Below are 25,231 nucleotides of genomic sequence, written 5' to 3'. Positions count from 1 at the left end.
TCAGGAGAAGAAGCTTAACAACGTATTGATAACAGTACGTTGATTCGCAGGAGACAGGTTATAGAACAACGGCAGGCGCAACAGGCGCTCACTTTCTTGCGTAGTGAAACGGTCTTCGCCGTGGAAGTAACCAAACTTCTCGCCAGCCGGGCAGTCATGTAATGGGATGTAATGGAACACCGCCAGAATTTCCGCCTCTTTCAGCCAGGAAATCAGAGCACTGCGATCGTCAATATCACGCAATTTGATATAAAACATATGCGCATTTTGCACGCAGTCTTTTGGAATAGATGGCAGTTCAATGCGCCCTGCTTTAGCTAGCGGTTTCAGGGCATCGTAGTAGGCATGCCACAGCTTCAGTCGCTGTTGGTTAATCTTTTCAGCCGCTTCGAGTTGCGCCCACAGATAAGCAGCCTGCAAGTCGGCCATCAAGTAGCTTGAGCCAATATCCCGCCAGGTATATTTATCTACCTGTCCACGGAAGAACTGGCTGCGGTTAGTGCCTTTCTCGCGAATAATTTCCGCACGCTCGATAAGCGAAGGGTCATTAATCAGCGTCGCACCACCTTCACCACCCGCTGTATAGTTTTTGGTTTCATGGAAGCTGAAGCAACCTATGTGGCCAATTGTCCCTAACGCGCGGCCTTTGTAGGTCGACATCACTCCCTGCGCTGCATCTTCCACAACAAACAGATTATGCTTGTTGGCAATCGCCATGATGGTGTCCATTTCACAGGCTACACCGGCGTAATGAACAGGAACAATCGCACGAGTCTTCTCGGTGATTGCCGCTTCAATCAGCTTTTCGTCAATGTTCATGGTGTCCGGACGAATATCGACAAACACCACTTTTGCCCCACGCAGAACGAAAGCGTTAGCAGTAGAAACAAAGGTATAGCTCGGCATAATCACTTCATCGCCGGGCTGAATATTTAACAACAGCGCCGCCATTTCCAGTGATGCCGTACAGGAAGGTGTTAGCAGCACTTTTTTGCAACCAAAGCGGTGCTCCATCCATTGCTGGCAACGACGCGTGAAACCGCCATCGCCACAAAGCTTGCCGCTACCCATCGCAGCCTGCATGTATTCGATTTCCGTACCTACTACTGGAGGAGCATTAAATGGGATCATTTTTTCACCTGTATAACCAGAAGGCGGTGCTTTCTATAGTGGCACCGCTTTGAACATAGCGCCGCAGAGCTGCGGTATTGCTGATTTGTGTAGCCACGCGTAGTGTTTGAAGGCCACGTTGCTGACACCAAAAACAGGCTGCGTCCATCAGCTGAGCGCCAACACCACGACCTGCCAGCAAGCCAATACGAGCCTCATCATCATTTAGCTGACGCATGCTCACAAAACCTTGTATCGCATTGCCGTTTTTCAATAACAGGCACTCATGGTCAAAGGTGCCCAGCACGGCATTCTCAACCCATTGCGCGTAGAAACGACCACTATCCGTTGCCTGATACCAGGGCGTACGAAAACGGCTTTGTGTGAAGATATTGGCGGCTAAATCCCGCAACACAGGAATATCAGCACTTGTGGCAAGCTCTACAGAAGATGGAGCATGTTGCGTGCCAACTTTCAGTACAAAATCGACTTCCCCTTCAACCAGTTTAAAACCGAGTTGCTGCAAACCATCAAGCAGGACAGTTTGCTGGGTAGAGATTTTCGCCTGTACGCGAGCATAGGCATCGAGGTGTTGCAGGGTCAGCAAAGGCGCGTCTTCTTCAAAGCGAAGAATTCCGCTGTTTACCGCAAAGAATTGATTCTCCCAGTCGAGAGATTCAATTCTTGCTTGAACGGGCACAGAGCAAAACGTCATCGGCTTCATTTTCGCCTGGCGAAAACTAGCGCCAGACCCCTTTGGTATCAACAACCCAGCGCTGCTGGACTTGCGTACCTGGGATGGCTTTGAATACCTGATGATCAACCAACATCACCAGGACATCGGCCTGCGCAAGGGCTTCATCAGTCGTTGCTAATTCACAGTGTCCAACGAGCGCTTTTGGCAGTTGGTGGACATTGGGCTCAACAACCCATGTTTTGCCGCTATGCCACGAACTGATAATTTCAGCGATTTCCATCGCCGGGCTTTCACGCAGGTCATCAATATTCGGTTTAAAGGCCAACCCAAAGCAGGCAATAGTGATTTCACTGGCGCGCTTACCCGTCTCTGATAAGCAGTCTGCAATGGCAGCTTTCACCTGGTTTACAACCCATTGTGGCTTGCCGTCGTTGACTTCACGCGCGGTGCGGATCAACTGTGCATGTTCAGGGTTCTGCGCGACGATAAACCAAGGGTCAACCGCGATACAGTGCCCACCCACGCCAGGACCTGGCTGCAAAATATTGACGCGCGGATGGCGGTTAGCAAGGCGGATTAATTCCCAGACATTGATCCCCTGATCAGCACAAATCAGCGAAAGCTCGTTAGCGAATGCGATGTTCACATCACGGAAACTGTTTTCTGTCAGCTTGCACATTTCAGCAGTGCGGGAGTTCGTCACGATGCACTCACCTTCGAGGAAAATCTTGTACAGTTCGCTGGCTCGCGCGGAACAAAGCGGTGTCATACCGCCAATCACCCGATCATTTTTGATGAGTTCTACCATCACCTGGCCTGGCAATACGCGTTCCGGGCAGTAAGCAACATTAACATCTGCTGCTTCACCTGCCTGTTGTGGGAAAGTCAGGTCAGGGCGAAGTTCGGCGAGCCATTCCGCCATTTGCTCGGTTGAACCGACAGGCGAAGTTGACTCCAGGATAACCAAAGCCCCTTTCTTGAGAACGGGCGCAATGGAGTCAGCGGCGCTTTTGACAAAAACCATATCCGGCTCGTGATCGCCTTTGAACGGCGTAGGCACCGCAATTAAAAAAGCATCCGCTTCAACTGGTTGTGTGCTGGCGCGTAAGAAACCGCCTTCCACAGCAGTTTTAACCACCTTATCGAGGTCAGGCTCAACAATATGAATAGCACCACGATTTATGGTATCTACCGCATGTTGGTTGATATCAACACCTACGACGTTTTGCTGTTTAGAAGCAAATGCCGCCGCAGTGGGTAATCCGATATAGCCAAGACCAATCACAGAGATGGTTGCAAAACTCATTGTTGTGTCACCTGATTTTTCTTTAATGCAGCCAAAATTTGTTCACAGGCCTTACCGTTGCCGTAAGGATTATGTGCCCGACTCATCACTTCATATTCGTTTTCATCTTTCAACAAACGCGTTACCTGGCGGACGATCTCTTGAGTATCCGTCCCCACCAAACGAACAGTACCTGCATCTACAGCTTCAGGGCGTTCAGTGGTATCACGCATAACCAATACGGGTTTACCCAGCGATGGCGCTTCTTCCTGAATGCCACCTGAGTCAGTCAGAATCAGATACGCATGGTTCATTAAATAGACAAATGGCAAATACTCCTGCGGGTCGATCAACACTATGTTTTTGACGTCCCCAAGAATGCGCGTAACAGGCTCGCTAACATTCGGATTCAGGTGTACAGGATAAACAATCTGAACATCGCTGTTTTGTTTGGCAATTTCAGCCAAAGCGTGACAAATACGCTCAAAGCCATCACCAAAGCTTTCGCGACGGTGCCCCGTGACCAGAATCAGTTTCTTACTGCTATCCAGGAATGGGTGACACTGCGCCAAAGAGCTACGCAGATTGTCATCGGCAAGTACACGATCGCGGACAGAAATCAGCGCATCAATCACCGTATTGCCAGTGACGAAGATATTATTGTCGCTGATATTTTCACGTACCAGGTTTTGTCGGGAATTTTCTGTCGGAGCAAAGTGATATGTCGCCAGATGCCCGGTAATCGTTCTGTTCGCTTCTTCTGGCCACGGAGACAACAGATCGCCAGTACGCAGACCCGCTTCAACATGTCCGACCGGAATACGCTGATAAAATGCAGCCAGGCTAGTGGCAAGCGTCGTCGTCGTATCGCCATGCACCAGCACCACATCTGGCTTAAAGGACTCAAGAATCGGCTTTAATCCTTCGAGAATTCGGCAGGTAATTTCCGTCAGCCCTTGCCCCGGCTTCATGATGTTTAAATCATAATCCGGCTCGATAGAAAATAAATTCAACACTTGATCCAGCATCTCGCGATGCTGTGCAGTCACGCAGACTTTTGCGTCAAAAAATGGATCTTTTGCCAACGCATCAACCAGAGGAGCCATTTTGATAGCCTCCGGGCGCGTGCCAAAAACAGTTAACACTTTCACAGCAATTCTCTTTTATTAAAAAAGGTGAAAGCCGTCCATCGAGCTTTCACCGGGTAAGGGCGTTATAACAATTTTGGACGGCGAGCTAATGCCACGCCAGCACCAATCAGGGCCCCAACCATACCCCACATGATCAGTAAGAATGCCCGGCGTGGACTATCACGCTTCACAGGTTCTTCAGGGGTACGTAAATAGCGGTAGGTTTGGAAGCGAGCGTCGAGCGTCGGCCCAACATTTAGCGTCGACAGCATGGCTCGATTCTGGTCGTAGTCGATATCATAGTTTGGACCTACCGCTTGCAGGCTTTCAAGGCGTGCTTGCAACATAGGACGTCCTAACATGAACATTTCAGAATCGGGTAACTCGTCGGCAGGAACTTCTGTTTCACTTTTAGAAATATTCTGCTGTTCTGCGATTTTCAGCGCCTGCTCAATACTGTGCACTTTGCGGTCGAAAATTGACTTCGCAACGGCTTCCTGGCGTTTAACTTGTGCTTTCATCTGAACAGTGCGAGCAGCCCAGGCTCCCGACAGTTCTTCATTCAGATGGCTTGCTGCACGCTGGCTGGCAAAAGCGACATATTGACGCAGCAGATTGTTAGCGTCGGCCGCAGTTTCAGCAATTAACTTGACGCTATCGCTGGTATTACGGGTGACGTCGCCTGCTGTAAACTGAATGTTATCAACCATTTCGTCTAGCAACGCAGCATCAACTTTACTGTTGCCGACCTGACGTTGTTTGTAATAGTCAGTCTGCAGCCAAAAATCACGGCGGGTATCGTAGGCAGATAGCTGCATGATGAATTCTTTGTAAGCTTCATCCATCACCGACGGCTGATCAACCGGCAGCATATTGGCTCTGAGGTCAAGATTCCGCAGGAATTGCTGCTGCGAATAATAACCACCCAGCATATTAACTGTAGGGCGGTCAGTTATCGCGTTAGCACTCCACTCCTGCTTAGCAAAGAAGGTGTAGATTAGCGCGACAGCTGCAAACAACACTGCCACACCCACAATCCACAACTTACCTTGCCAAAGTGTCCGGAATAAACCACGAATGTCCAACTCGTTGTCTACCATTCCCGGGTTACTTCCTGGCACGTTTTGTTTCATCACTTCCCCAATTACATTCAGAATTAAGAAATGCCACTGCTGTTTCTACGTTGCCGACGCTTATGACGTCTTATAAAACGAGCCACTTTCCAGGCGCGCTTGATGCAATAATCATATAGAACAAATGCAAGCAAGAATAATGCCAACATTACCCACTCAGGAATAGAATGAATATATTCAGCAGCAACACCGATGCTGGCAAGCAACGCTGCTGCTGCTGTGATAAGCACGAAAGCCTGACGAGAAGTAAACCCAGCACGCATGATCAAATGGTGAATGTGCTGACGATCTGGGGAGAATGGACTCATACCTTTGCGTAACCGACGGTACATGATGGCAATCATGTCCATTAAAGGAATGGCGATAATCCACAAGGCAGTGACTGGGCTGATTGGATGAGTTTGACCCTGCGTAGTTTCCAGCAAGATCCAGATAACAGTAAAGCCAATGAGTGTGCTACCCGCATCACCCATAAACACTTTATAGCGGCGTCCAAGTATCCCGAGGTTTAAAAGAATATAAGGCAGGATGGCCGCAATCATTGCGAAACACCACATCGCCAGACTCAATTGCCCATCGAAATAAAGGATAATTCCCATTGCCGCAAAGGATACGCAAGAAAGTCCTCCCAGCAGGCCATCTATACCATCAACCATGTTGAAAGCATTTATTGCTGCCCAAACCGCAAACAAGGTTAAAAAATAACCGAATGGGCCGAGTACCATTTCCCAGGAACCAAAAATATACCCAAGGCTGACCAGGTATAATTTCCCGACAGCCATCATAACAATGCCAATTAATGCCTGTATTGAGGCTCTAATTTTTACACTGATATCAAAGCGGTCATCCAGAGCACCGATTAACACCAGTACCCCGGCACAGGTCAAATAGAGCCACGCATGGGGAATGTAATAATTGGCAATCAGGAAGGTAAAGCAGATTCCGGCATAAACAGAAATGCCGCCCACCAAAGGAATGAGTCCCTGGTGGCGTTTGCGGAAGTTTGGTTTATCTACCAAGCCGATTCTTTTCGCCACTTTGCGTGCGAAGAAAAGAAAAACGGTGGTGAATAAAAAAATACTTACCAGGTCAGTTCCAGCGGTGATTAAATTCACAGTGCAAGCTCTCTGCAAAATAAAAGGTCAAGGCGAACTCAATCAAAGTCTACCCAGTCCAATGGTTATATACATCGAATCCTTGAACAACCGATTTATTATTTACACAACGTTATCTCAGCGTTTTTGATAATAAAATTATGGCATCCTTTGCCACGGTTGATGCCTAACGGTGATGGTCGATTCTATATCGTATATACCACTAAAGAAAAACGCCACGACTAAGCGTGGCGTTCCCCGAGTTTTTATTGCTTACGAGCGCTTCATCATATCGAAGAAGTCTTCGTTGGTTTTCGTCATCGCCAGCTTATTGATGAGGAATTCCATCGCATCAATCTCACCCATTGGGTGGATGATTTTACGCAGGATCCACATTTTCTGCAGTTCTTCCTGAGTCGTCAGCAATTCTTCTTTACGCGTACCTGAACGATTATAGTCGATAGCAGGGAACACGCGCTTCTCAGCGATTTTACGCGCCAGATGCAGTTCCATGTTGCCGGTACCTTTAAATTCTTCATAGATAACTTCATCCATTTTAGAACCGGTATCAACCAGAGCCGTAGCGATGATAGTCAAGCTACCACCCTCTTCCACGTTACGCGCTGCACCGAAGAAGCGTTTTGGACGATGCAGGGCATTGGCGTCCACACCACCGGTCAATACTTTACCGGATGCCGGTACTACGGTGTTGTAGGCACGAGCCAAACGGGTAATGGAATCGAGCAGAATGATCACGTCTTTCTTATGCTCAACCAAACGCTTCGCTTTCTCGATGACCATTTCAGCAACCTGAACGTGGCGAGAGGCTGGCTCATCAAAGGTAGAAGCAACAACTTCACCCTTAACCAGACGCTGCATCTCAGTCACTTCTTCAGGACGTTCATCAATCAGCAGAACCATCAACACACAATCAGGGTGGTTGTAGGCGATGCTTTGCGCGATATTTTGCAACAGCATGGTTTTACCGGCTTTCGGCGGTGCCACAATCAGGCCACGCTGGCCGCGACCGATTGGGGATGCCAGGTCCAGTACGCGAGCGGTTAAGTCTTCAGTAGAACCGTTACCACGTTCCATGCGTAAACGAGAGTTAGCATGCAGCGGGGTTAAGTTTTCGAACAGGATTTTGCTACGCGCGTTTTCCGGTTTGTCGTAGTTAACTTCGTTAACTTTCAGCAGTGCAAAGTAACGTTCACCTTCTTTCGGCGGACGAATCTTACCGGAGATGGTATCCCCTGTGCGGAGGTTGAAACGGCGGATTTGGCTGGGAGAAACGTAGATGTCATCGGGACCGGCGAGGTAGGAGCTGTCTGCAGAGCGGAGGAAACCAAATCCGTCCTGCAATATCTCCAGTACACCGTCACCAAAGATATCTTCGCCACTCTTCGCATGTTGCTTCAGGATGGAGAAAATAATGTCCTGCTTGCGCATACGGGCTTGGTTTTCCAGCCCCATATTTTCGCCGAGAGTAATCAGCTCAGAAACCGGCGTATTCTTTAATTCGGTAAGATTCATAATGGTGGGTTCTTAAACTCGGGGTAAATCTCGAACATGTATCGTGAATGGTATGGCAGGATCATCCATGCCTGTTTAATGGCCACCACCACATGTCTTATCGCTGTCTGGTCATAGGAAAAACGCAGAACTGAAACGACACGACGGAATGGGTGATACGCCCGAAATCGATTTTGCGACCGTATGTTCACTGTAAAACAGCGTCTTAGTGAAAGTTAACTGGAAGCATTGGGTATTACAAAGATTCAAACTACAAGACAAGTTCAAAATGCAGTAAAAGTAACTTAGCATGACTGACGCCGGGCGTCCAGCAGCTCACAAAAATTTGCGAACCCGCACGCACCGGCTGAGATTCCATTATGCCAGATTAGCGTCGAGGAACTCTTTTAACTGGCCTTTAGACAGCGCACCTACTTTGGTCGCAGCCACTTCACCGTTCTTGAACAGCAACAGAGTTGGGATACCACGGATACCGTATTTCGGTGCCGTGCCCGGGTTCTGATCGATGTTCAGTTTAGCAACGGTCAGATTGCCCTGATATTCATCAGCGATTTCATCAAGAATCGGGGCGATCATCTTGCATGGACCGCACCACTCTGCCCAGAAATCAACCAGAATCAACCCATCAGCTTTTAGCACGTCCGTGTCGAAACTGTCGTCAGTCAGGTGAATAATTTTATCGCTCATGTTCTACTCCGCAGGATTATGTCTACCTTGTTGGTGTAGCATTAACCAACTCAGGGTGACTTTATTTCACCCCGTTTATTTCAACGGATGTGCTTTCGTAAAGCAATAGTAAACTGATATTCTACCACACTATGAGCAAAACACATTTGACCGAACAGAAGTTTTCCGACTTCGCCCTACACCCTAAGGTGATTGAAGCCCTTGAAAATAAAGGCTTTCATAACTGCACCCCAATTCAGGCACTGGCACTACCGCTGACACTAGCGAATCGTGACGTTGCAGGGCAGGCGCAAACCGGTACTGGCAAAACGATGGCGTTTTTAACGTCAACGTTCCATTATTTACTCTCTCACCCGGTTCCAGAGAATCGCCAGGTGAACCAGCCGCGTGCCTTAATCATGGCGCCGACTCGTGAACTGGCAGTACAAATTCACTCTGATGCAGAGCCACTTGCACAATCGACCGGTCTGAAACTCGGGCTGGCATACGGTGGCGATGGCTACGACAAACAGCTTAAAGTACTGGAAAGCGGTGTTGATATTCTTATCGGCACAACGGGCCGTTTGATTGATTACGCTAAACAAAACCACATTAACTTAGGTGCAATTCAGGTTGTGGTATTGGATGAAGCCGACCGGATGTACGATCTGGGCTTTATTAAAGATATCCGCTGGTTGTTCCGTCGCATGCCACCTGTCACCCAACGCCTGAATATGCTGTTCTCCGCCACATTATCTTACCGTGTGCGTGAACTGGCGTTCGAGCAGATGAACAACGCGGAATACGTGGAAGTTGAGCCGGAACAAAAAACCGGTCATCGCATCAAAGAAGAGCTGTTCTACCCTTCTAACGAAGAAAAAATGCGCCTGCTACAGACGCTTATCGAAGAAGAGTGGCCAGATCGCGCAATCATCTTTGCCAACACCAAACACCGTTGTGAAGATATCTGGGGTCACCTTGCTGCAGATGGACATCGTGTTGGGCTGTTAACAGGTGATGTTGCTCAGAAAAAACGTCTGCGCATCCTTGATGAATTCACCCGTGGCGATCTCGATATTCTGGTTGCAACCGATGTTGCCGCTCGCGGTTTACATATCCCGTTAGTGACTCACGTTTTCAACTACGATTTACCGGATGACTGCGAAGACTACGTTCACCGTATTGGCCGTACCGGTCGTGCAGGTGAAAGTGGCCATTCCATCAGCCTTGCGTGTGAAGACTATGCGTTAAACCTGTCTGCTATTGAAACCTATATCGGTCACTCAATCCCAGTCAGTAAGTACAAAACTGAAGCACTGTTAAGCGAACTTCCTCCACCGAAGCGTCTGACACGTTCCCGTCCGGGTAACGGTCCTCGCCGTAATGGTGGCGCCTCCCGTGGTAATCGTCGTCGCACAGGTTAAAAATTTATGCTCAGCTCCACCTCGCTGTATGCAGCAATTGATTTAGGCTCAAATAGCTTTCATATGTTGGTTGTACGTGAGGTGGCAGGGAGTATACAAACCCTTGCCCGCATTAAACGGAAAGTACGTCTTGCTGCTGGTTTAAGCAGCGATAATACGCTTTCACGCGAAGCGATGGAGCGCGGGTGGCAATGCCTGCGCTTATTTGCTGAACGTCTACAAGATATCCCTCAGACACAAATTCGTGTTGTCGCCACCGCGACACTGCGCCTTGCTATCAATGCCAATGAATTCATCGAGCAGGCTGAAAAAATTCTCGGTTGCCCGGTACAAATTATCCATGGTGAAGAAGAAGCTCGCCTGATTTATCAGGGGGTTGCTCACACTACGGGTGGTGCAGATCAGCGCTTAGTCGTTGATATCGGCGGTGCCAGTACTGAACTCGTGACTGGCAGCGGTGCGCAAACTACAGCGCTGTTTAGCTTATCCATGGGTTGTGTGACCTGGCTCGAGCGCTTCTTCAGCGACCGAAATCTGGCAAAAGAAAACTTTGATGCCGCAGAAGCGGCTGCAAAAGAAGTGCTCAGGCCCATTTGTGATCGGTTAAAACATCATGGTTGGAAGGTATGCGTCGGGGCTTCTGGCACCGTGCAAGCATTGCAAGAAATCATGATGGCGCAGGGAATGGACGAACGCATCACGCTTGTAAAACTTCAACAGCTGAAGCAAAGAGCGATTCAATGTGGGCGGCTTGAAGAGCTGGAAATTGAAGGTCTGACGCTCGAAAGAGCACTGGTGTTCCCAAGCGGTCTTGCCATTTTAATTGCGATATTCGAAGAGTTATCGATTGATTGCATGACGCTTGCAGGTGGCGCGTTGCGTGAAGGTCTGGTCTACGGAATGCTTCATCTGTCTGTTAATCAGGAAATCAGAAGTCGCACGGTGCGTAATATCCAACGCCGTTTTATGGTCGATACTGGCCAGGCAGAGCGCGTCCAACAGTTAGCTCAGGCTCTCGCCAACCAGGTCAAGGACGCATGGAGCCTTACACCGCTCAGCATCGAAATGCTAAACAGCGCCGCTTTGCTTCATGAAATTGGTCTGAGTGTCGATTTTAAACAAGCACCACAACATGCCGCCTATCTGGTGAAGAATCTCGATCTTCCGGGTTATACACCTGCACAGAAAAAGCTGCTTTCGACACTGATGTTAAACCAGACAAACCCCGTCGATCTCTCTTCACTCCACCAGCAAAATGCTGTGCCGCCGCGCATTGCAGAACATCTTTGCCGTCTGCTACGTCTGGCGATTATTTTCGCCAGCCGCCGCCGGGATGACATCCTGCCGGAAATCACGCTGAAAGTGGAAAGTGAAACCTTACTTCTGGAGCTGCCAGAAAAGTGGCTTGAATGTCATCCATTGGGGGCTGAATTACTGGCACAAGAAAGCCTGTGGCAAAGCTATGTTCACTGGCCTCTGACCATCAAGTAACTCAGTTTTTACGTGCTTTTGCCAGCATTTCACGGATGTTGGCAACATTATTCTGGCCTTTATGCATCCGCTCTTCAGCCGATACCACTTTGCGTTCGGTCTCCCACTGCAAATCATCTTGTGGTAATTCCAGTAAGAAGCGACTCGGCTCCGGTCGCACCAGTTCGCCATACTGACGGCGTTCTTTACACAGCGTAAAGGTCAATTCTTTCTGCGCGCGAGTAATACCCACATACGCTAGGCGACGCTCTTCTTCGATATTATCTTCATCAATACTGCTTTGATGCGGCAGCAGTCCTTCTTCCATCCCCACTAAAAATACATAGGGGAACTCCAGCCCTTTCGAGGCATGAAGAGTCATCAACTGAACCTGATCGGCTTCTTCATCGTTTTCTCCGCGTTCCATCATATCGCGCAGGGTAAAACGGGTGACGACTTGAGTTAGCGTCATCGGCTCGTCTATTTCCGATCCTTCAAGCATTTCGGTCATCCAACTAAACAGTTGGTTGACGTTTTTCATACGCATTTCTGCCGCTTTCTGGCTAGGCGATGTTTCGTAGAGCCAGCTTTCATAATCAATGCCATGAATTAAATCGCGTACAGCCGCAATCGGCTCACGTTCAGCAAGAGTTGCCACATCGCGCAACCAATGGGTAAAACGCTGTAACGACTCCAGGCCACGCCCGCTAAGCGTCTGACTCAAACCCATGTCGAAGCTGGCGCCAAACAAACCTTTATTGCGCTGCATCGCCCATGCACCCAGTTTTTGCAGCGTAGCCGGTCCGATTTCACGTTTCGGTGTATTCACGATACGCATGAATGCGCTGTCATCATCTGGGTTGGTCAGTACACGCAAATAAGCCAGGAGGTCTTTGATTTCCGGTCGGGAGAAAAATGATGTTCCGCCTGAAATGCGATAAGGAATGCGGTTCTGCATCAGCATCTTCTCAAACACGCGCGACTGGAAATTCCCGCGATAGAGAATAGCGTAATCTTTGTAGCTGGTTTTATTGATAAAATGATGAGCTATCAGCTCGCCAGTCACCCGCTCAGCCTCATGATCTTCGCTATTTGCCGTCACCACTTTCAATTCAGTGCCGTAACCCAGCTCCGAAAAAAGCCGCTTTTCAAAAACATGGGGATTATTGGCGATCAGAATATTCGCCGCCTTCAGAATACGCCCGGATGAACGGTAGTTCTGTTCAAGTTTAATGACCTGAAGTGCCGGAAAATCCTGACTTAGCAGGACGAGGTTTTGTGGCCTCGCGCCACGCCAGGAATAGATCGACTGATCATCATCCCCTACCACGGTGAACCGCGCGCGCGCACCCACCAGCAGCTTCACTAATTCATACTGACTGGTGTTGGTATCCTGATATTCATCCACCAGCAAATAGCGGATGCGGTTTTGCCAGCGTTCACGCACTTCTTCGTTACGTTGCAAAAGCAGCGTCGGCAGCAAAATCAGATCGTCAAAATCCAGCACGTTGCAGGATTTCAGGTGTGCATCGTACAGGCCATAGCAATGGGCGAAGATTCGGTCACGCTCTCCTTTCGCCTGCGCTGCGGCCTGAGAAGGCGACATCAGATCATTTTTCCAGTTTGAGATCGTTGAGATCAGTTGCTGCAATAAAGTCTTATCTTCTTCGAGCAAACCTTCGGTCAGCTCTTTCAGCAAGGCTGTCTGGTCGGTGTCATCAAACAATGAGAAATTAGATTTCATCCCAAGCGCCGCGTATTCACGCTTAATGATTTCAAGCCCCAAGGTATGGAAAGTTGAGATCAGTAAGCCGCGCGCTTCTTTGCGCCCCAGCGTTTGTGCGACACGCTCTTTCATCTCACGCGCCGCTTTATTGGTAAACGTAACGGCGGCGATATGACGAGCCTGATACCCGCATTCGCGGATCAAATACGCCATTTTATTGGTGATGACACGCGTTTTGCCTGAGCCTGCGCCAGCCAGAACCAGGCAAGGCCCAGTGACAAATTCGACGGCTTGTTGTTGGCCAGGGTTTAAACGCATAAGGTCACTCAATGAAAGTCAGGAGGGGAGAAAAAGAGCATGGTAGTATAACGAGCGTAATCAACATGACTCAAGGTACTATCATGGCAAAAACCGCGGCAGCATTGCATATCCTTGTTAAGGAAGAAAAACTGGCTCAGGAAATTTTGGCGCAGCTTCAGAATGGCGGCGACTTTGAGAAACTGGCTAAAAAGCATTCCACCTGCCCGTCAGGCAAAAAAGGCGGTCACTTAGGTGAATTCCGTCAGGGCCAGATGGTTCCGGCGTTCGATAAAGTGGTGTTCTCCTGCCCGCTGCTCGAGCCAACAGGCCCGCTGCACACGCAGTTTGGCTACCACATCATCAAAGTGTTGTACCGGAACTAAGAGCAAAAAGCCCGGCAGCGCTAATGCTTACCGGGCTTACGTGCGAAAGAGTTCCTCTAAGGATTTCGGTTTGCAGGAAGGCGGCAAATGAGTACAGCCCAGGAGCATAGATAACTATGTGACTGGACTGTGCGAATGCAGCCAACGCATCTGCAAGTCGAAAGGCGACGAGGAATTAGCCTGCTACTGCAATACGTTTCATATCCTTCATATACCCACGCAGCTTCTTACCAACGGTTTCGATTTCATGATTGCGAATCGCTTCGTTAACTTCACGTAATTGTGCGTTATCAACCGCACCCGCTGGAATTTCTTTGCCCAAATCGCCCGCTTGCAGCGTGGTCATAAACTCTTTCAGCAATGGAACCGCTGCGTAAGAGAACAGGTAGTTGCCGTATTCTGCGGTATCGGAGATAACCACGTTCATTTCGTACAGACGCTTACGAGCAATGGTGTTCGCAATCAATGGCAGCTCGTGCAGAGATTCGTAGTAAGCAGACTCTTCGATAATACCCGCATCCACCATGGTTTCGAATGCCAGCTCAACGCCCGCTTTCACCATGGCGATCATCAGAACGCCTTTATCAAAGTATTCCTGCTCAGAGATTTTACCGTCAAACTGCGCAGCGGTTTCGAATGCCGTTTTGCCGGTCTCTTCGCGCCAGGTCAGCAAGTTTTTATCGTCATTTGCCCAGTCAGCCATCATGCCGGAAGAGAATTCACCAGAGATGATGTCATCCATGTGTTTCTGGAACAGTGGAGCCATGATGGTTTTCAATTGTTCAGAAAGCGCATAAGCACGGAGTTTTGCCGGGTTGGACAAACGGTCCATCATCAGCGTAATACCACCTTGTTTCAGCGCTTCAGTGATGGTTTCCCAACCGAACTGAATCAGTTTCTCAGCGTATGCTGGATCGGTACCTTCTTCCACCAGCTTATCGAAGCACAGCAGGGAACCGGCTTGCAGCATACCGCACAGAATAGTTTGCTCGCCCATCAGGTCTGATTTCACTTCAGCCACGAAGGAAGATTCCAGAACACCTGCGCGGTGGCCACCAGTAGCCGCAGCCCAGGCTTTGGCGATCGCCATACCTTCACCCTTCGGATCGTTTTCCGGGTGAACCGCAATCAGCGTCGGTACGCCGAAACCACGTTTGTATTCTTCACGAACTTCAGTACCTGGGCATTTTGGAGCAACCATCACCACGGTGATGTCTTTACGAATTTGCTCGCCAACTTCAACCACGTTGAAACCGTGGGAGTAACCCAGTGCTGCGCCATCTTTCATCATTGGCTGAACAGCTTTAACTACCGCTGAGTGCTGTTTGTCTGGTGTCAGGTTAACGACCAGATCCGCCTGCGGGATCAGCTCTTCGTAAGTCCCAACTTTAAAACCGTTTTCGGTCGCTTTACGCCAGGATGCACGTTTCTCAGCGATAGCTTCTGCACGCAGCGCATAAGCCACGTCCAGACCGGAGTCACGCATATTCAGACCCTGGTTCAGGCCCTGTGCGCCACAACCGACGATGACGACTTTTTTGCCTTTGAGGTAGCTTGCTTCATCGGCGAATTCATCACGCCCCATGAAACGACATTTACCCAGTTGCGCCAACTGCTGGCGCAGGTTCAAAGTGTTGAAATAATTAGCCATCGTAGTGGTACTCCGTCATTGTCGTGTTGTGCTTTTGTAAGGTTCGCCAGCCGTGTCTTGCTTGCGATAATGAATTCACTATATGACAGGAAACGCGTTGCTTAAATTGATATATTAACAACGTGACGTTGCAATTTTTGCAACGTAGAAATGAGGGTTGATGACCATGGATTTGCGCGATCTGAAAACGTTCCTTCATCTTGCGGAAAGTCGCCATTTCGGCAGAAGTGCACGTGCGATGCACGTGAGCCCTTCGACGCTTTCGCGCCAGATCCAGCGCCTTGAAGACGATCTGGGTCAACCCTTGTTTTTACGCGATAACCGCACCGTTACGCTGACGGAAGCCGGAGAACAACTCAAACAGTTCGCCCAACATACCCTTTTGCAATATCAGCAAATGCGCCACACCATTGGGCAGGAAGGGCCGTCGCTCACCGGGGAGTTACATCTTTTTTGCTCCGTCACCGCTGCGTACAGTCATTTACCCCCCATTCTCGATAGATTCCGTGCGGAGCACCCCAACGTGGAGATAAAACTGACCACGGGCGATGCCGCCGACGCCGTAGAAAAAGTGGATTCTGACGAGGCTGATATCGCTATTGCAGGCAAACCTGAGACATTGCCTCCAGGTATTGCATTCTCGATTCTGGATAACTTATCTGTGGCACTTATCGCCCCGGCGTTGCCCTGCCCGGTTCGTGCGCAAGTGAATCAGCCCGATCCCGACTGGGCAAAAGTACCGTTTATTTTGCCGGATCAAGGACCGGTACGCCGCCGCATTGAGCTATGGTTTCGCCGACAAAAAATCAGTAATCCGTTTATTTACGCGACTGTCGCGGGGCATGAAGCAATGGTTTCGATGGTGGCATTGGGCTGCGGCGTGGCGTTGATTCCCGAAATCGTGCTGGAAAATAGCCCTGAGCCGGTACGTAACCGCGTGCAGATACTGGAACGCAGCGATGAAACCACGCCGTTCGAGCTAGGCGTTTGTGTACAAAAAAAGCGGCTCAATGAGCCGCTTGTTCATGCGTTCTGGAAGTTACTGCCCGGCAGTTACTAACCCGCCAGGAAGAAACGGAACGCCGGATTGTTAGATTCGTCATGGCAATCGTAGCCCAGCTCGTTAAGCCGGGTTTCGAAATCAGGCTCGTTATCGCCCAGTTCGAATGCCGCCAGCACACGACCATAATCCGTACCGTGGCTACGGTAGTGGAACAGCGAGATATTCCAGTGCGTCCCCAGTGTTTGCAGGAATTTCAGCAAAGCACCTGGTGATTCCGGGAATTCGAAACTGTACAACCGCTCGCGCAATGGCTTAGACGGACGCCCACCCACCATGTAGCGCACGTGCAGTTTCGCCATCTCGTCATCAGAAAGATCGACCACGCCATAACCATTTTCGTTCAGCAGTGCGATAATCTCGTGCCGCTCTTCTACGCCGCGTGTCAGACGAACCCCCACGAAAATGCAGGCATCTGACGAACTGGAATAACGATAGTTAAACTCGGTGACCGAACGCCCACCCAGCACCTGGCAGAATTTCAGGAAGCTGCCTTTTTGCTCAGGAATGGTGACGGCCAGCAATGCTTCACGCTGTTCGCCCAATTCGCAACGTTCAGATACGTAACGCAGACCGTGGAAATTGACGTTAGCACCTGAAAGCACATGCGCAAGGCGCTCGCCACGGATCTGATGCTGCTGGATATACTTCTTCATGCCCGCCAGCGCTAAAGCGCCAGACGGCTCCGCAACAGCACGAACATCTTCGAACAAATCTTTCATGGCGGCGCAGATTGCATCGCTATCTACGGTGATGATGTCGTCGAGATATTCCTGGCACAGACGGAAAGTTTCATCGCCAATGCGCTTTACCGCTACGCCTTCAGCAAACAAACCCACACGCGCCAGATCAACCGGCTTGCCCGCATCCAATGCCGCTTTCAGACAGGCTGAATCTTCTGCTTCGACGGCAATCACTTTGATTTGCGGCATCAACTGCTTGATCAACACCGCAACACCCGCTGCCAAACCGCCACCGCCAACAGGTACAAATACGCGATCGATATGCGCATCCTGTTGCAGCAGCTCAAGCGCCAGCGTGCCCTGTCCGGCAATCACTGCCGGATGGTCGAACGGAGGCACGTAAGTGAAACCCTGCTGTTGCGAAAGTTCGATGGCGCGAGCCTTCGCTTCATCAAAGTTTGCGCCATGCAGAAGCACTTCACCGCCAAACGCTCTGACAGCATCCACTTTGATATCCGCCGTGGTCACCGGCATGACTATCAAAGATTTAATGCCCAAACGCGTTGAAGAAAGCGCCACGCCCTGGGCGTGGTTGCCCGCCGATGCCGTAATCACGCCACTGGCTTTTTGCTCGCTGTTCAGTCCAGCAATCATCGAATACGCGCCGCGCAGTTTAAAACTGTGCACCGGCTGGCGATCTTCACGTTTCACCAGAATGACGTTATCCAGACGTGACGACAGCTTTTCCATCTTCTGCAATGGCGTGACCTGCGCAACTTCGTAAACCGGAGCGCGCAGCACGGCTCGCAGATATTCCGCCCCGCAAGGGGCGTCTGGTAGCGGTTGTGATTCGGCCATCATTAGCCTCCAAGCTTACTTTTATCGCGCACCGCACCTTTATCAGCACTGGTGGCAAGCATGGCGTAAGCGCGCAGAGCGAAGGAGACCTGACGTTCACGCGCAAGTGGAGTCCAGGCCTGATCACCGCGAGCTTCTTGCGCTTCACGACGAGCTGCCATTTGTTGCTCCGACAGTTCCAGTTGGATACCACGAGACGGGATATCAATCGCAATCATGTCGCCATCTTCAATCAGTGCGATATTGCCGCCGCTTGCCGCTTCTGGAGAAACGTGGCCAATAGACAAACCAGACGTACCACCAGAGAAACGGCCATCCGTGATCAGAGCACAAGATTTTCCGAGGCCCATAGATTTCAGGAAAGTCGTTGGGTAGAGCATCTCTTGCATGCCCGGCCCGCCTTTTGGCCCTTCGTAGCGAATGACGACGACGTCGCCCGCCACAACTTTTCCACCAAGGATGGCTTCAACCGCATCATCCTGGCTCTCGTAGACTTTTGCAGGGCCACGGAACACCAGGCTTTCATCGTCCACGCCTGCGGTTTTCACGATACAGCCATTTTCCGCGAAGTTGCCGTACAGAACCGCCAAACCACCTTCCTGGCTGTACGCATGCTCTTTGGAACGGATACAACCTTCTTTACGGTCAACGTCCAGAGAATCCCAACGGCAAGATTGTGAGAACGCCTTAGTGGTACGAATACCCGCCGGGCCCGCAGAGAACATGCTTTTCACGCTTTCGTCTTTGGTCAGCATGACGTCGTACTGTTCCAGCGTTTGCGACAGCGTCAGGCCCAACACGTTTTTCACGTCACGATGCAATAAACCACCACGATCCAACTCGCCCAAAATACCGATGACGCCGCCCGCGCGGTGCACATCTTCCATATGGTATTTCTGGGTGCTTGGCGCGACTTTACACAACTGAGGCACTTTGCGAGAAAGCTGGTCGATGTCAGTCATCGTGAAGTCGATTTCAGCTTCCTGAGCCGCAGCCAGCAAATGCAAAACGGTATTGGTCGAGCCACCCATCGCAACATCCAACGTCATGGCGTTCTCAAAAGCTTTTTTACTGGCGATACTGCGTGGCAACGCACTTTCATCATCTTGTTCGTAATAACGCTTGGTCAGGGAGACGATACGTTTGCCGGCATTCAAGAACAGCTCTTTACGATCGGAGTGTGTTGCCAGCAAAGATCCGTTACCCGGTTGGGATAAGCCCAGCGCCTCGGTCAGGCAGTTCATCGAGTTGGCGGTGAACATACCTGAACAAGAGCCGCAAGTTGGGCATGCGGAACGTTCAATCTGCTCGCTTTGCTCGTCACTGACCTTCGGATCGGCACCCTGAATCATCGCATCAACCAGATCCAGCTTGATGATTTGATCAGACAGCTTGGTTTTCCCGGCTTCCATCGGGCCGCCAGAAACAAAAATAACCGGAATGTTCAGGCGCAAAGAGGCCATTAACATCCCTGGGGTGATTTTGTCGCAGTTGGAGATACACACCATCGCATCGGCGCAGTGTGCGTTCACCATGTATTCCACGGAGTCGGCAATCAGCTCGCGTGACGGCAGAGAATAAAGCATGCCGCCGTGTCCCATGGCGATACCGTCATCAACGGCAATGGTGTTGAATTCTTTTGCCACGCCACCGGAGGCTTCAATTTGTTCGGCAACCAGTTTTCCCAAATCGCGCAGGTGTACGTGGCCTGGTACGAATTGGGTAAAGGAGTTCACTACCGCAATAATTGGCTTGCCGAAATCGGCATCAGTCATCCCAGTTGCGCGCCACAAAGCGCGGGCACCCGCCATATTACGGCCGTGGGTGGTGGTGGCTGAACGGTACTTAGGCATGCTTATTTACTCCCGTCTGTCTGAGAGCGGACGATCTATCGCCATCCGCTTGATTATCATTTTTTACTGCGGGTTTACTGGATCTAACCAGCCCCATTTATCTTCAGTCTCACCCGTAAACAGGCCAAAGAAAGCCTGTTGAATGCGTTTGGTGACCGGGCCACAACGACCTTCGCCCACCTGAATACCATCAACGCTACGAACTGGCGTGATTTCTGCCGCTGTGCCGGACATAAACACTTCATCCGCCAGATAGAGTGATTCGCGAGACAACACTTGTTCGCGCACTTCGATACCCATATCTTTCGCCAGTTTAATGATGGCGTCGCGAGTAATGCCCGGCAGCGCGGATGAGGTAAACGGAGGGGTAAACAGAATGCCATCTTTCACTTCAAACAGGTTTTCGCCCGCACCTTCGGAGATGTAACCGTTCACGTCGAGCGCAATCCCTTCCTGATAACCATGGCGGCGCGCTTCGCTGCCAACCAGCAAGGAAGAAAGATAGTTACCCCCTGCTTTCGCAGCTGTAGGAATGGTGTTTGGCGCCACACGGTTCCAGGAGGAGACCATCGCATCGATCCCTTGATCCAGCGCTTCTGCACCGAGATATGCACCCCATGGGAAGGCTGCGATGATCACATCAGTGGTGTATCCGTCTGGTGGGTTCACGCCCATACCGACATCACCAACAAACACTAACGGGCGGATGTATGCGCTGGTCAGATTGTTTTTGCGAATAACGGCGCGGCAAGCTTCCATCAGCTCATCAACGCTTTGCGATACAGGGAAACGATAGATTTTTGCTGAATCACGCAGACGCTGCATATGTTCGCGATGGCGGAACACCACTGGACCAATGTGAGATTCGTAGCAACGGATGCCTTCAAATACCGATGTCCCGTAATGCAGTGCGTGAGACATTACGTGAACCTTTGCCTCGCCCCACGGCGTCATCTCACCATTGAACCAGATGTAATCAGCTTTCTTCGTTGTCATTATTCTCTTCCTTCTACGCTCAGGCGCGGATTTGTTGTGTTGTTTGGTGCTGGATTTCGACGCGGCCCACGTCAACCAGTTTGCTTAATTGACTAAACAGTAATTCGACTGGACGCAGGCTGGCAACGGTCAATTCAATATTAATATCGTCGGTATTCCCCAGCGTGACCATGTTCATAGAACACACCTGAAAACCGCGGTGGCGCACGACGCGTAACACGCGCTCCAGGGTTTCAGGACGAAAACGGGCCTGCACAGCGAGCTGATGTTGCATCATGATAATTTCTCCAGCATTTGTGAGTTACTGGCACCGGGTGGTACCAACGGCCAGACGTTTTCATACTCATCAATTGAGACGTGAAGCATGTACGGGCCATCGCTATTCAGCATGGTGTCGATGGCGGCTTCGACCTGGTCTTTACGGGTAATGTGAAGGCCAGGGATACCGAAGGCGCTGGCCAGCGTGAGGAAATCGGGGTTATCAGAGAGGTTGGTTTCGCTGTAACGTTCGGAGAAAAACATCTGCTGCCACTGGCGAACCATCCCTAAACGTTGGTTATCCAGTAAAACGATTTTCAACGGCAGCTGTTTTCGTTTTACGGTGCCCAACTCCTGAACATTCATCATGAAGGAGCCATCACCGGAGATACAGATTACCGTATCGTTCGGCCGGGCTACTTGCGCCCCTACTGCCGCTGGTAACCCAAAGCCCATCGTCCCTAAACCACTCGACGTGATGAAGTTCTCCGGTCGAGTAAAGGACATATGTTGAGCCGTCCACATTTGGTGCTGGCCCACATCGGTGGTCACCACGCATTCTTGTGGTTTACGGTCGGAGATTTGCTTCAGCAACAGCGGAGCAAAAATGGCTTCACCTGGATGATCGTAACGCCACGGGTTTTCGGCACGTAAGGTCGCAACTTCCTGCTGCCACTCAGTGATATCCAACGGTTGTTGCAGAGCCTGCAATAACTGAGTCAAATCCCCCTGCAATCCGACATGCGCCTGGCGCAACTTGCTCAATTCCGCCGGGTCGATATCCATATGAATCACTTTGGCATGTGGGGCAAAGGTATTCAGTTTGCCCGTTACGCGGTCATCAAAACGTGCGCCCACAGCAATCAGCAAGTCACACTCTTGCACGGCAAGATTCGCCGCTTTGGTGCCATGCATTCCTAACATGCCGGTATAAAATGGATTGTCTGCCGGAACCGCACCCAAACCTTTCAGTGTTACGGTTGAAGGCATGTTGGTAACTGCGATGAACTCACGCAATGCAGGAACAGCCTGAGCCATACCAACTCCACCACCAACATACAGCATCGGTTTGCGAGCATTGGCAATCATTTCGAAGGCCAGGTTCAGCTCTGCGCGTGGCATTTCAACATCATCTTCAACAGTTGATAACCAGGGCTCCAGGTCGCCTTGTGCAAGCTGGATGTCTTTGGGTATATCGACCAAGACTGGGCCTGGACGACCGGAGTTTGCTATCTCAAAAGCTTCTGCGAGAACGCGGGGCAAATCATCAAAAGATTCAACGAGGAAACTGTGTTTAGTGCAGGCGAGTGACAATCCTAAAACATCGACTTCCTGGAAAGCGTCAGTACCAATAAATGGAGCTGCAACCTGGCCGGTTATGGCAACGACTGGAACGGAATCTAATAGCGCATCAGCAAGACCTGTTATTAAGTTGGTCGCACCAGGCCCGGAAGTTGCGATGCAAACGCCTGTTTTTCCAGTAGAACGAGCATAACCAATGGCTGCCATGGCTGCGCCCTGCTCGTGACGGCAAAGTAAATGTTCTACACCACCGTCATATAACGCATCGTAAACTGGCATTATTGCGCCACCCGGATAGCCGAATACAGTCTCTACCCCTTGCGCTCGCAACGCATGTACCACCCACTGTGCACCATTCATAGTTAGTTCCCCGTCTCATTATCGGAGAAACAGAATTTTATTCTGTAACGCATCATCTGTTCCTCTCCGAATTTCTTTGCCCAACAAAAAACCCCCGGACCTTTCGGTGCGGGGGTTCTTTTCGATTCAGGCTTGATTTTTAAGCCTTTCTTTCTCCAAGTGCAGCCCCGCACGGTGGGATAATAATCACCACCACGCTAATCACGACTAGGCTAATCACTTGTAGAAGGGCTTTCATATTTGTATGTTCTGACAACTTGTTCGAAGTAATGCCTACAGAGTTATCACAGGCTCAGCCAGATACACAAGATTTTTTTATGACCAGTGAAAGACTTTAAAAATAGACTTACAGAAAACCTATTTGTTTTCAGTAGATAACGCGATAGTGAAAATATTTCACGCAGAGCAAACTCTTATTCCTTTACCAAAAACACCCTCAATAAATAAATCTTTTGCAATACACATCGCAGAATAGTTTTCAAAATAAGATGTCTCGCTCGAAAGTCTGGAAGGCTTATCGAGAAATAGCATTTCACCTCTTTTGACGGTATCTGCTAACTGCCAGGATAAAAACTCATCCCAGAGGAACCAACTATGTCACTGGCAGTTGTTAATACAAGGGCAGCTTTAGGCATTGCCGCACCGCTGGTCACCGTAGAAGTTCATATCAGCCAGGGATTGCCAGGTTTGACTCTGGTTGGCTTGCCGGAAACAACCGTCCGTGAAGCACGGGACCGGGTACGAAGTGCCATCATAAATAGTGGTTACGTTTTTCCGGCCCGTAAGATAACCATAAATCTCGCGCCAGCAGATCTTCCGAAGGATGGTGGTAGGTATGACTTACCCATCGCGCTAGCGCTGCTGGCAGCGTCTGAGCAACTCTCAACCGATAAGTTGAGTCAATATGAGTTCGTTGGAGAACTCGCGCTTACCGGTGCGTTACGTGGCGTCCCTGGCGCGATTTCGTCTGCCATGGAGGCTTTAAAATCAGGGAAGAAGATTGTTGTTGCAGATGAAAACGCTGCGGAACTTGGCTTAATTGAGCAAGCAGGCTGCCTTACTGCAAGTCATCTCACCGAGGTATGCGCATTTCTGGAAGGCAAGGGTGAATTGCCTGCCCCAGAAAAGCTACAGCATCAGCAGATTGAGCATCGACAAGATCTCAATGAAATCTTTGGCCAGTCCCAAGGGAAACGAGCGCTGGAAATCACAGCAGCGGGTGGGCACAACCTCTTGCTCATTGGGCCACCAGGTACGGGCAAAACCATGTTAGTCAGCCGTCTGACAACGCTGCTCCCGCCATTAAACGACAACGAAGCATTGGAGAGTGCGGCCATTCTCAGCCTGGTCAATCCACATACGCTACAGCAGCAGTGGCGTCAGCGTCCATTCAGGGCGCCTCACCACAGTGCTTCACTAAGTGCCATGGTTGGTGGCGGTTCGATTCCCCGGCCCGGTGAAATCTCGTTGGCGCACAACGGAGTCCTGTTTCTCGATGAGCTCCCGGAATTTGAACGTCGTGTGCTTGATGCATTACGTGAGCCTATAGAATCGGGTGAAATTCACATCTCTCGTACTCGGGCCAAAATCAGTTATCCGGCTAATTTCCAATTGCTAGCTGCGATGAATCCCAGCCCGACAGGGCATTACCAGGGCAAGCATAATCGCTGCACTCCCGAGCAGACATTACGCTATCTCAGTCGTCTTTCAGGGCCCTTTCTCGATCGCTTTGATTTATCGGTCGAGATCCCCCTGCCTCCATCCGGCATGTTAAGCAATCCCGTTCTGAGCAGTGAAAGCAGCAGCGATGTAAGAGCTCGGGTCATCGCCACACAGCAGCGGCAATATATTCGCCAACAAAAGCTAAACGCGAGGCTGGATAACCATGAAATTCGCAAACATTGTGTCATTGAGCACAGTGATGCGATTTGGTTGGAAGCAACGTTGCTAAAACTGGGATTATCAGTTCGCGCATGGCATCGATTATTAAAAGTTGCACGAACAATCGCAGATATTCAGGAGTGCGAGAAGATAAAGCGGGAACATCTTTTGGAGGCGCTAAGCTATCGCGCAATCGACCGCTTGCTGATTCACTTACAGCAGCTTATTGGATAAAAAATGGGGCCTTAGCCCTAATGCCAGTCAGTTAAGCAACTGACTGGCATTTTTGTTCCTGGCTTTACCATATTTATGTGGCCTTTCCTTCACCACCCTCGGGAAGGCTCTTTCTCTTCTTATCGGTAACTTCACCATCTGCGC

22 protein-coding genes are annotated in these 25,231 nt (G+C 50.2%); 5 read left to right on the top strand and 17 right to left on the bottom strand.

The features are described from left to right. From rffA to trxA, 8 genes are all read right to left on the bottom strand, one after another. The gene (gene rffA / locus BSPA111_RS21045; protein ID WP_183273085.1) at positions 1 to 1,131 is read right to left on the bottom strand and encodes a dTDP-4-amino-4,6-dideoxygalactose transaminase; all 1,131 of its coding nucleotides are present in this window, start codon (positions 1,129 to 1,131) and stop codon (positions 1 to 3) included. A gap of 4 nt (positions 1,132 to 1,135) precedes the next feature. Continuing rightward, positions 1,136 to 1,810 carry a dTDP-4-amino-4,6-dideoxy-D-galactose acyltransferase gene (gene rffC, locus BSPA111_RS21040; protein WP_183273151.1) on the bottom strand — a complete coding sequence of 225 codons (675 nt, stop codon included), beginning with the start codon at positions 1,808 to 1,810 and terminating at the stop codon, positions 1,136 to 1,138. A gap of 40 nt (positions 1,811 to 1,850) precedes the next feature. Continuing rightward, positions 1,851 to 3,113 (bottom strand): UDP-N-acetyl-D-mannosamine dehydrogenase, encoded by a 1,263-nt coding sequence (gene wecC, locus BSPA111_RS21035; RefSeq protein WP_183273084.1) that lies wholly within the window; start codon positions 3,111 to 3,113, stop codon positions 1,851 to 1,853. Next, positions 3,110 to 4,243, bottom strand: a complete 1,134-nt coding sequence (gene wecB / locus BSPA111_RS21030) for a non-hydrolyzing UDP-N-acetylglucosamine 2-epimerase (protein ID WP_183273083.1) — start codon at positions 4,241 to 4,243, stop codon at positions 3,110 to 3,112. The genes wecC and wecB overlap by 4 nt, the downstream gene beginning before the upstream one ends. A gap of 62 nt (positions 4,244 to 4,305) precedes the next feature. Then, positions 4,306 to 5,355, bottom strand: coding sequence for an ECA polysaccharide chain length modulation protein (gene wzzE, locus BSPA111_RS21025; protein WP_183273082.1), 1,050 nt, complete (start codon positions 5,353 to 5,355; stop codon positions 4,306 to 4,308). Between the two features lie 23 nt (positions 5,356 to 5,378). Continuing rightward, positions 5,379 to 6,470 carry a UDP-N-acetylglucosamine--undecaprenyl-phosphate N-acetylglucosaminephosphotransferase gene (wecA, locus tag BSPA111_RS21020; RefSeq protein ID WP_183273080.1) on the bottom strand — a complete coding sequence of 364 codons (1,092 nt, stop codon included), beginning with the start codon at positions 6,468 to 6,470 and terminating at the stop codon, positions 5,379 to 5,381. A 252-nt stretch (positions 6,471 to 6,722) separates the two neighbouring features. Beyond that, complete coding sequence (gene rho / locus BSPA111_RS21015) at positions 6,723 to 7,982, bottom strand: transcription termination factor Rho (RefSeq protein WP_034461716.1); 1,260 nt, start codon at positions 7,980 to 7,982, stop codon at positions 6,723 to 6,725. 357 nt (positions 7,983 to 8,339) lie between these two features. Then, the gene (gene trxA / locus BSPA111_RS21010) at positions 8,340 to 8,669 is read right to left on the bottom strand and encodes a thioredoxin TrxA (RefSeq protein WP_034461718.1); all 330 of its coding nucleotides are present in this window, start codon (positions 8,667 to 8,669) and stop codon (positions 8,340 to 8,342) included. A 131-nt stretch (positions 8,670 to 8,800) separates the two neighbouring features. On the opposite strand from trxA, the gene rhlB reads away from it, so the two are divergent. Together rhlB and gppA are read left to right on the top strand one after the other, a co-directional pair. Further along, complete coding sequence (rhlB, locus tag BSPA111_RS21005) at positions 8,801 to 10,072, top strand: ATP-dependent RNA helicase RhlB (protein WP_183273079.1); 1,272 nt, start codon at positions 8,801 to 8,803, stop codon at positions 10,070 to 10,072. 6 nt (positions 10,073 to 10,078) lie between these two features. Further along, the gene (gppA, locus tag BSPA111_RS21000) at positions 10,079 to 11,563 is read left to right on the top strand and encodes a guanosine-5'-triphosphate,3'-diphosphate diphosphatase (RefSeq protein ID WP_183273078.1); all 1,485 of its coding nucleotides are present in this window, start codon (positions 10,079 to 10,081) and stop codon (positions 11,561 to 11,563) included. Position 11,564: 1 nt separating this feature from the next. Here the strand turns inward: gppA and rep are convergent, their stop codons facing one another. After that, positions 11,565 to 13,586 (bottom strand): DNA helicase Rep, encoded by a 2,022-nt coding sequence (gene rep, locus BSPA111_RS20995; RefSeq protein WP_183273077.1) that lies wholly within the window; start codon positions 13,584 to 13,586, stop codon positions 11,565 to 11,567. 83 nt (positions 13,587 to 13,669) lie between these two features. Here rep and ppiC point away from each other — a divergent pair, with 83 nt between their 5' ends. Continuing rightward, on the top strand, positions 13,670 to 13,951 hold the full coding sequence (ppiC, locus tag BSPA111_RS20990) for a peptidylprolyl isomerase PpiC (protein WP_139883115.1): 282 nt from the start codon (positions 13,670 to 13,672) through the stop codon (positions 13,949 to 13,951). A gap of 175 nt (positions 13,952 to 14,126) precedes the next feature. Here ppiC and ilvC read toward each other — a convergent pair whose 3' ends face one another. After that, positions 14,127 to 15,602, bottom strand: coding sequence for a ketol-acid reductoisomerase (ilvC, locus tag BSPA111_RS20985; protein WP_183273076.1), 1,476 nt, complete (start codon positions 15,600 to 15,602; stop codon positions 14,127 to 14,129). Between the two features lie 166 nt (positions 15,603 to 15,768). Here ilvC and ilvY point away from each other — a divergent pair, with 166 nt between their 5' ends. Continuing rightward, complete coding sequence (ilvY, locus tag BSPA111_RS20980; protein WP_183273150.1) at positions 15,769 to 16,662, top strand: HTH-type transcriptional activator IlvY; 894 nt, start codon at positions 15,769 to 15,771, stop codon at positions 16,660 to 16,662. Here ilvY and ilvA read toward each other — a convergent pair. The 6 genes from ilvA to ilvL form a co-directional block, all read right to left on the bottom strand. After that, a complete protein-coding gene (gene ilvA, locus BSPA111_RS20975) occupies positions 16,659 to 18,203 on the bottom strand; it encodes a threonine ammonia-lyase, biosynthetic (protein ID WP_183273149.1) in 1,545 nt (514 codons plus the stop codon). The genes ilvY and ilvA overlap by 4 nt on opposite strands. A 2-nt stretch (positions 18,204 to 18,205) precedes the next feature. After that, complete coding sequence (ilvD, locus tag BSPA111_RS20970) at positions 18,206 to 20,056, bottom strand: dihydroxy-acid dehydratase (RefSeq protein WP_183273074.1); 1,851 nt, start codon at positions 20,054 to 20,056, stop codon at positions 18,206 to 18,208. A gap of 63 nt (positions 20,057 to 20,119) precedes the next feature. After that, complete coding sequence (locus tag BSPA111_RS20965; protein WP_183273073.1) at positions 20,120 to 21,052, bottom strand: branched-chain amino acid transaminase; 933 nt, start codon at positions 21,050 to 21,052, stop codon at positions 20,120 to 20,122. 19 nt (positions 21,053 to 21,071) lie between these two features. Then, positions 21,072 to 21,329, bottom strand: a complete 258-nt coding sequence (gene ilvM, locus BSPA111_RS20960; RefSeq protein ID WP_183273072.1) for an acetolactate synthase 2 small subunit — start codon at positions 21,327 to 21,329, stop codon at positions 21,072 to 21,074. Next, complete coding sequence (gene ilvG, locus BSPA111_RS20955; RefSeq protein ID WP_183273070.1) at positions 21,326 to 22,972, bottom strand: acetolactate synthase 2 catalytic subunit; 1,647 nt, start codon at positions 22,970 to 22,972, stop codon at positions 21,326 to 21,328. Before ilvG ends, ilvM begins: the two co-directional genes overlap by 4 nt. A 139-nt stretch (positions 22,973 to 23,111) precedes the next feature. Then, positions 23,112 to 23,210 carry an ilv operon leader peptide gene (gene ilvL / locus BSPA111_RS20950; RefSeq protein ID WP_072009493.1) on the bottom strand — a complete coding sequence of 33 codons (99 nt, stop codon included), beginning with the start codon at positions 23,208 to 23,210 and terminating at the stop codon, positions 23,112 to 23,114. 356 nt (positions 23,211 to 23,566) lie between these two features. Between ilvL and BSPA111_RS20945 the strand changes: the two genes are divergently transcribed. After that, on the top strand, positions 23,567 to 25,087 hold the full coding sequence (locus BSPA111_RS20945) for a YifB family Mg chelatase-like AAA ATPase (RefSeq protein WP_183273069.1): 1,521 nt from the start codon (positions 23,567 to 23,569) through the stop codon (positions 25,085 to 25,087). 27 nt (positions 25,088 to 25,114) lie between these two features. Here BSPA111_RS20945 and BSPA111_RS22730 read toward each other — a convergent pair. Then, the coding region (locus BSPA111_RS22730; protein WP_255459265.1) for a hypothetical protein at positions 25,115 to 25,231 on the bottom strand (117 nt) is incomplete at its 5' end.

The organism is Buttiauxella sp. A111 (assembly GCF_014189855.1).
GTDB lineage: Bacteria > Pseudomonadota > Gammaproteobacteria > Enterobacterales > Enterobacteriaceae > Buttiauxella > Buttiauxella selenatireducens.
The sequence above is the reverse complement of the archived record's forward strand: the minus strand, read 5'-3'. Positions and strand labels throughout refer to the sequence as shown.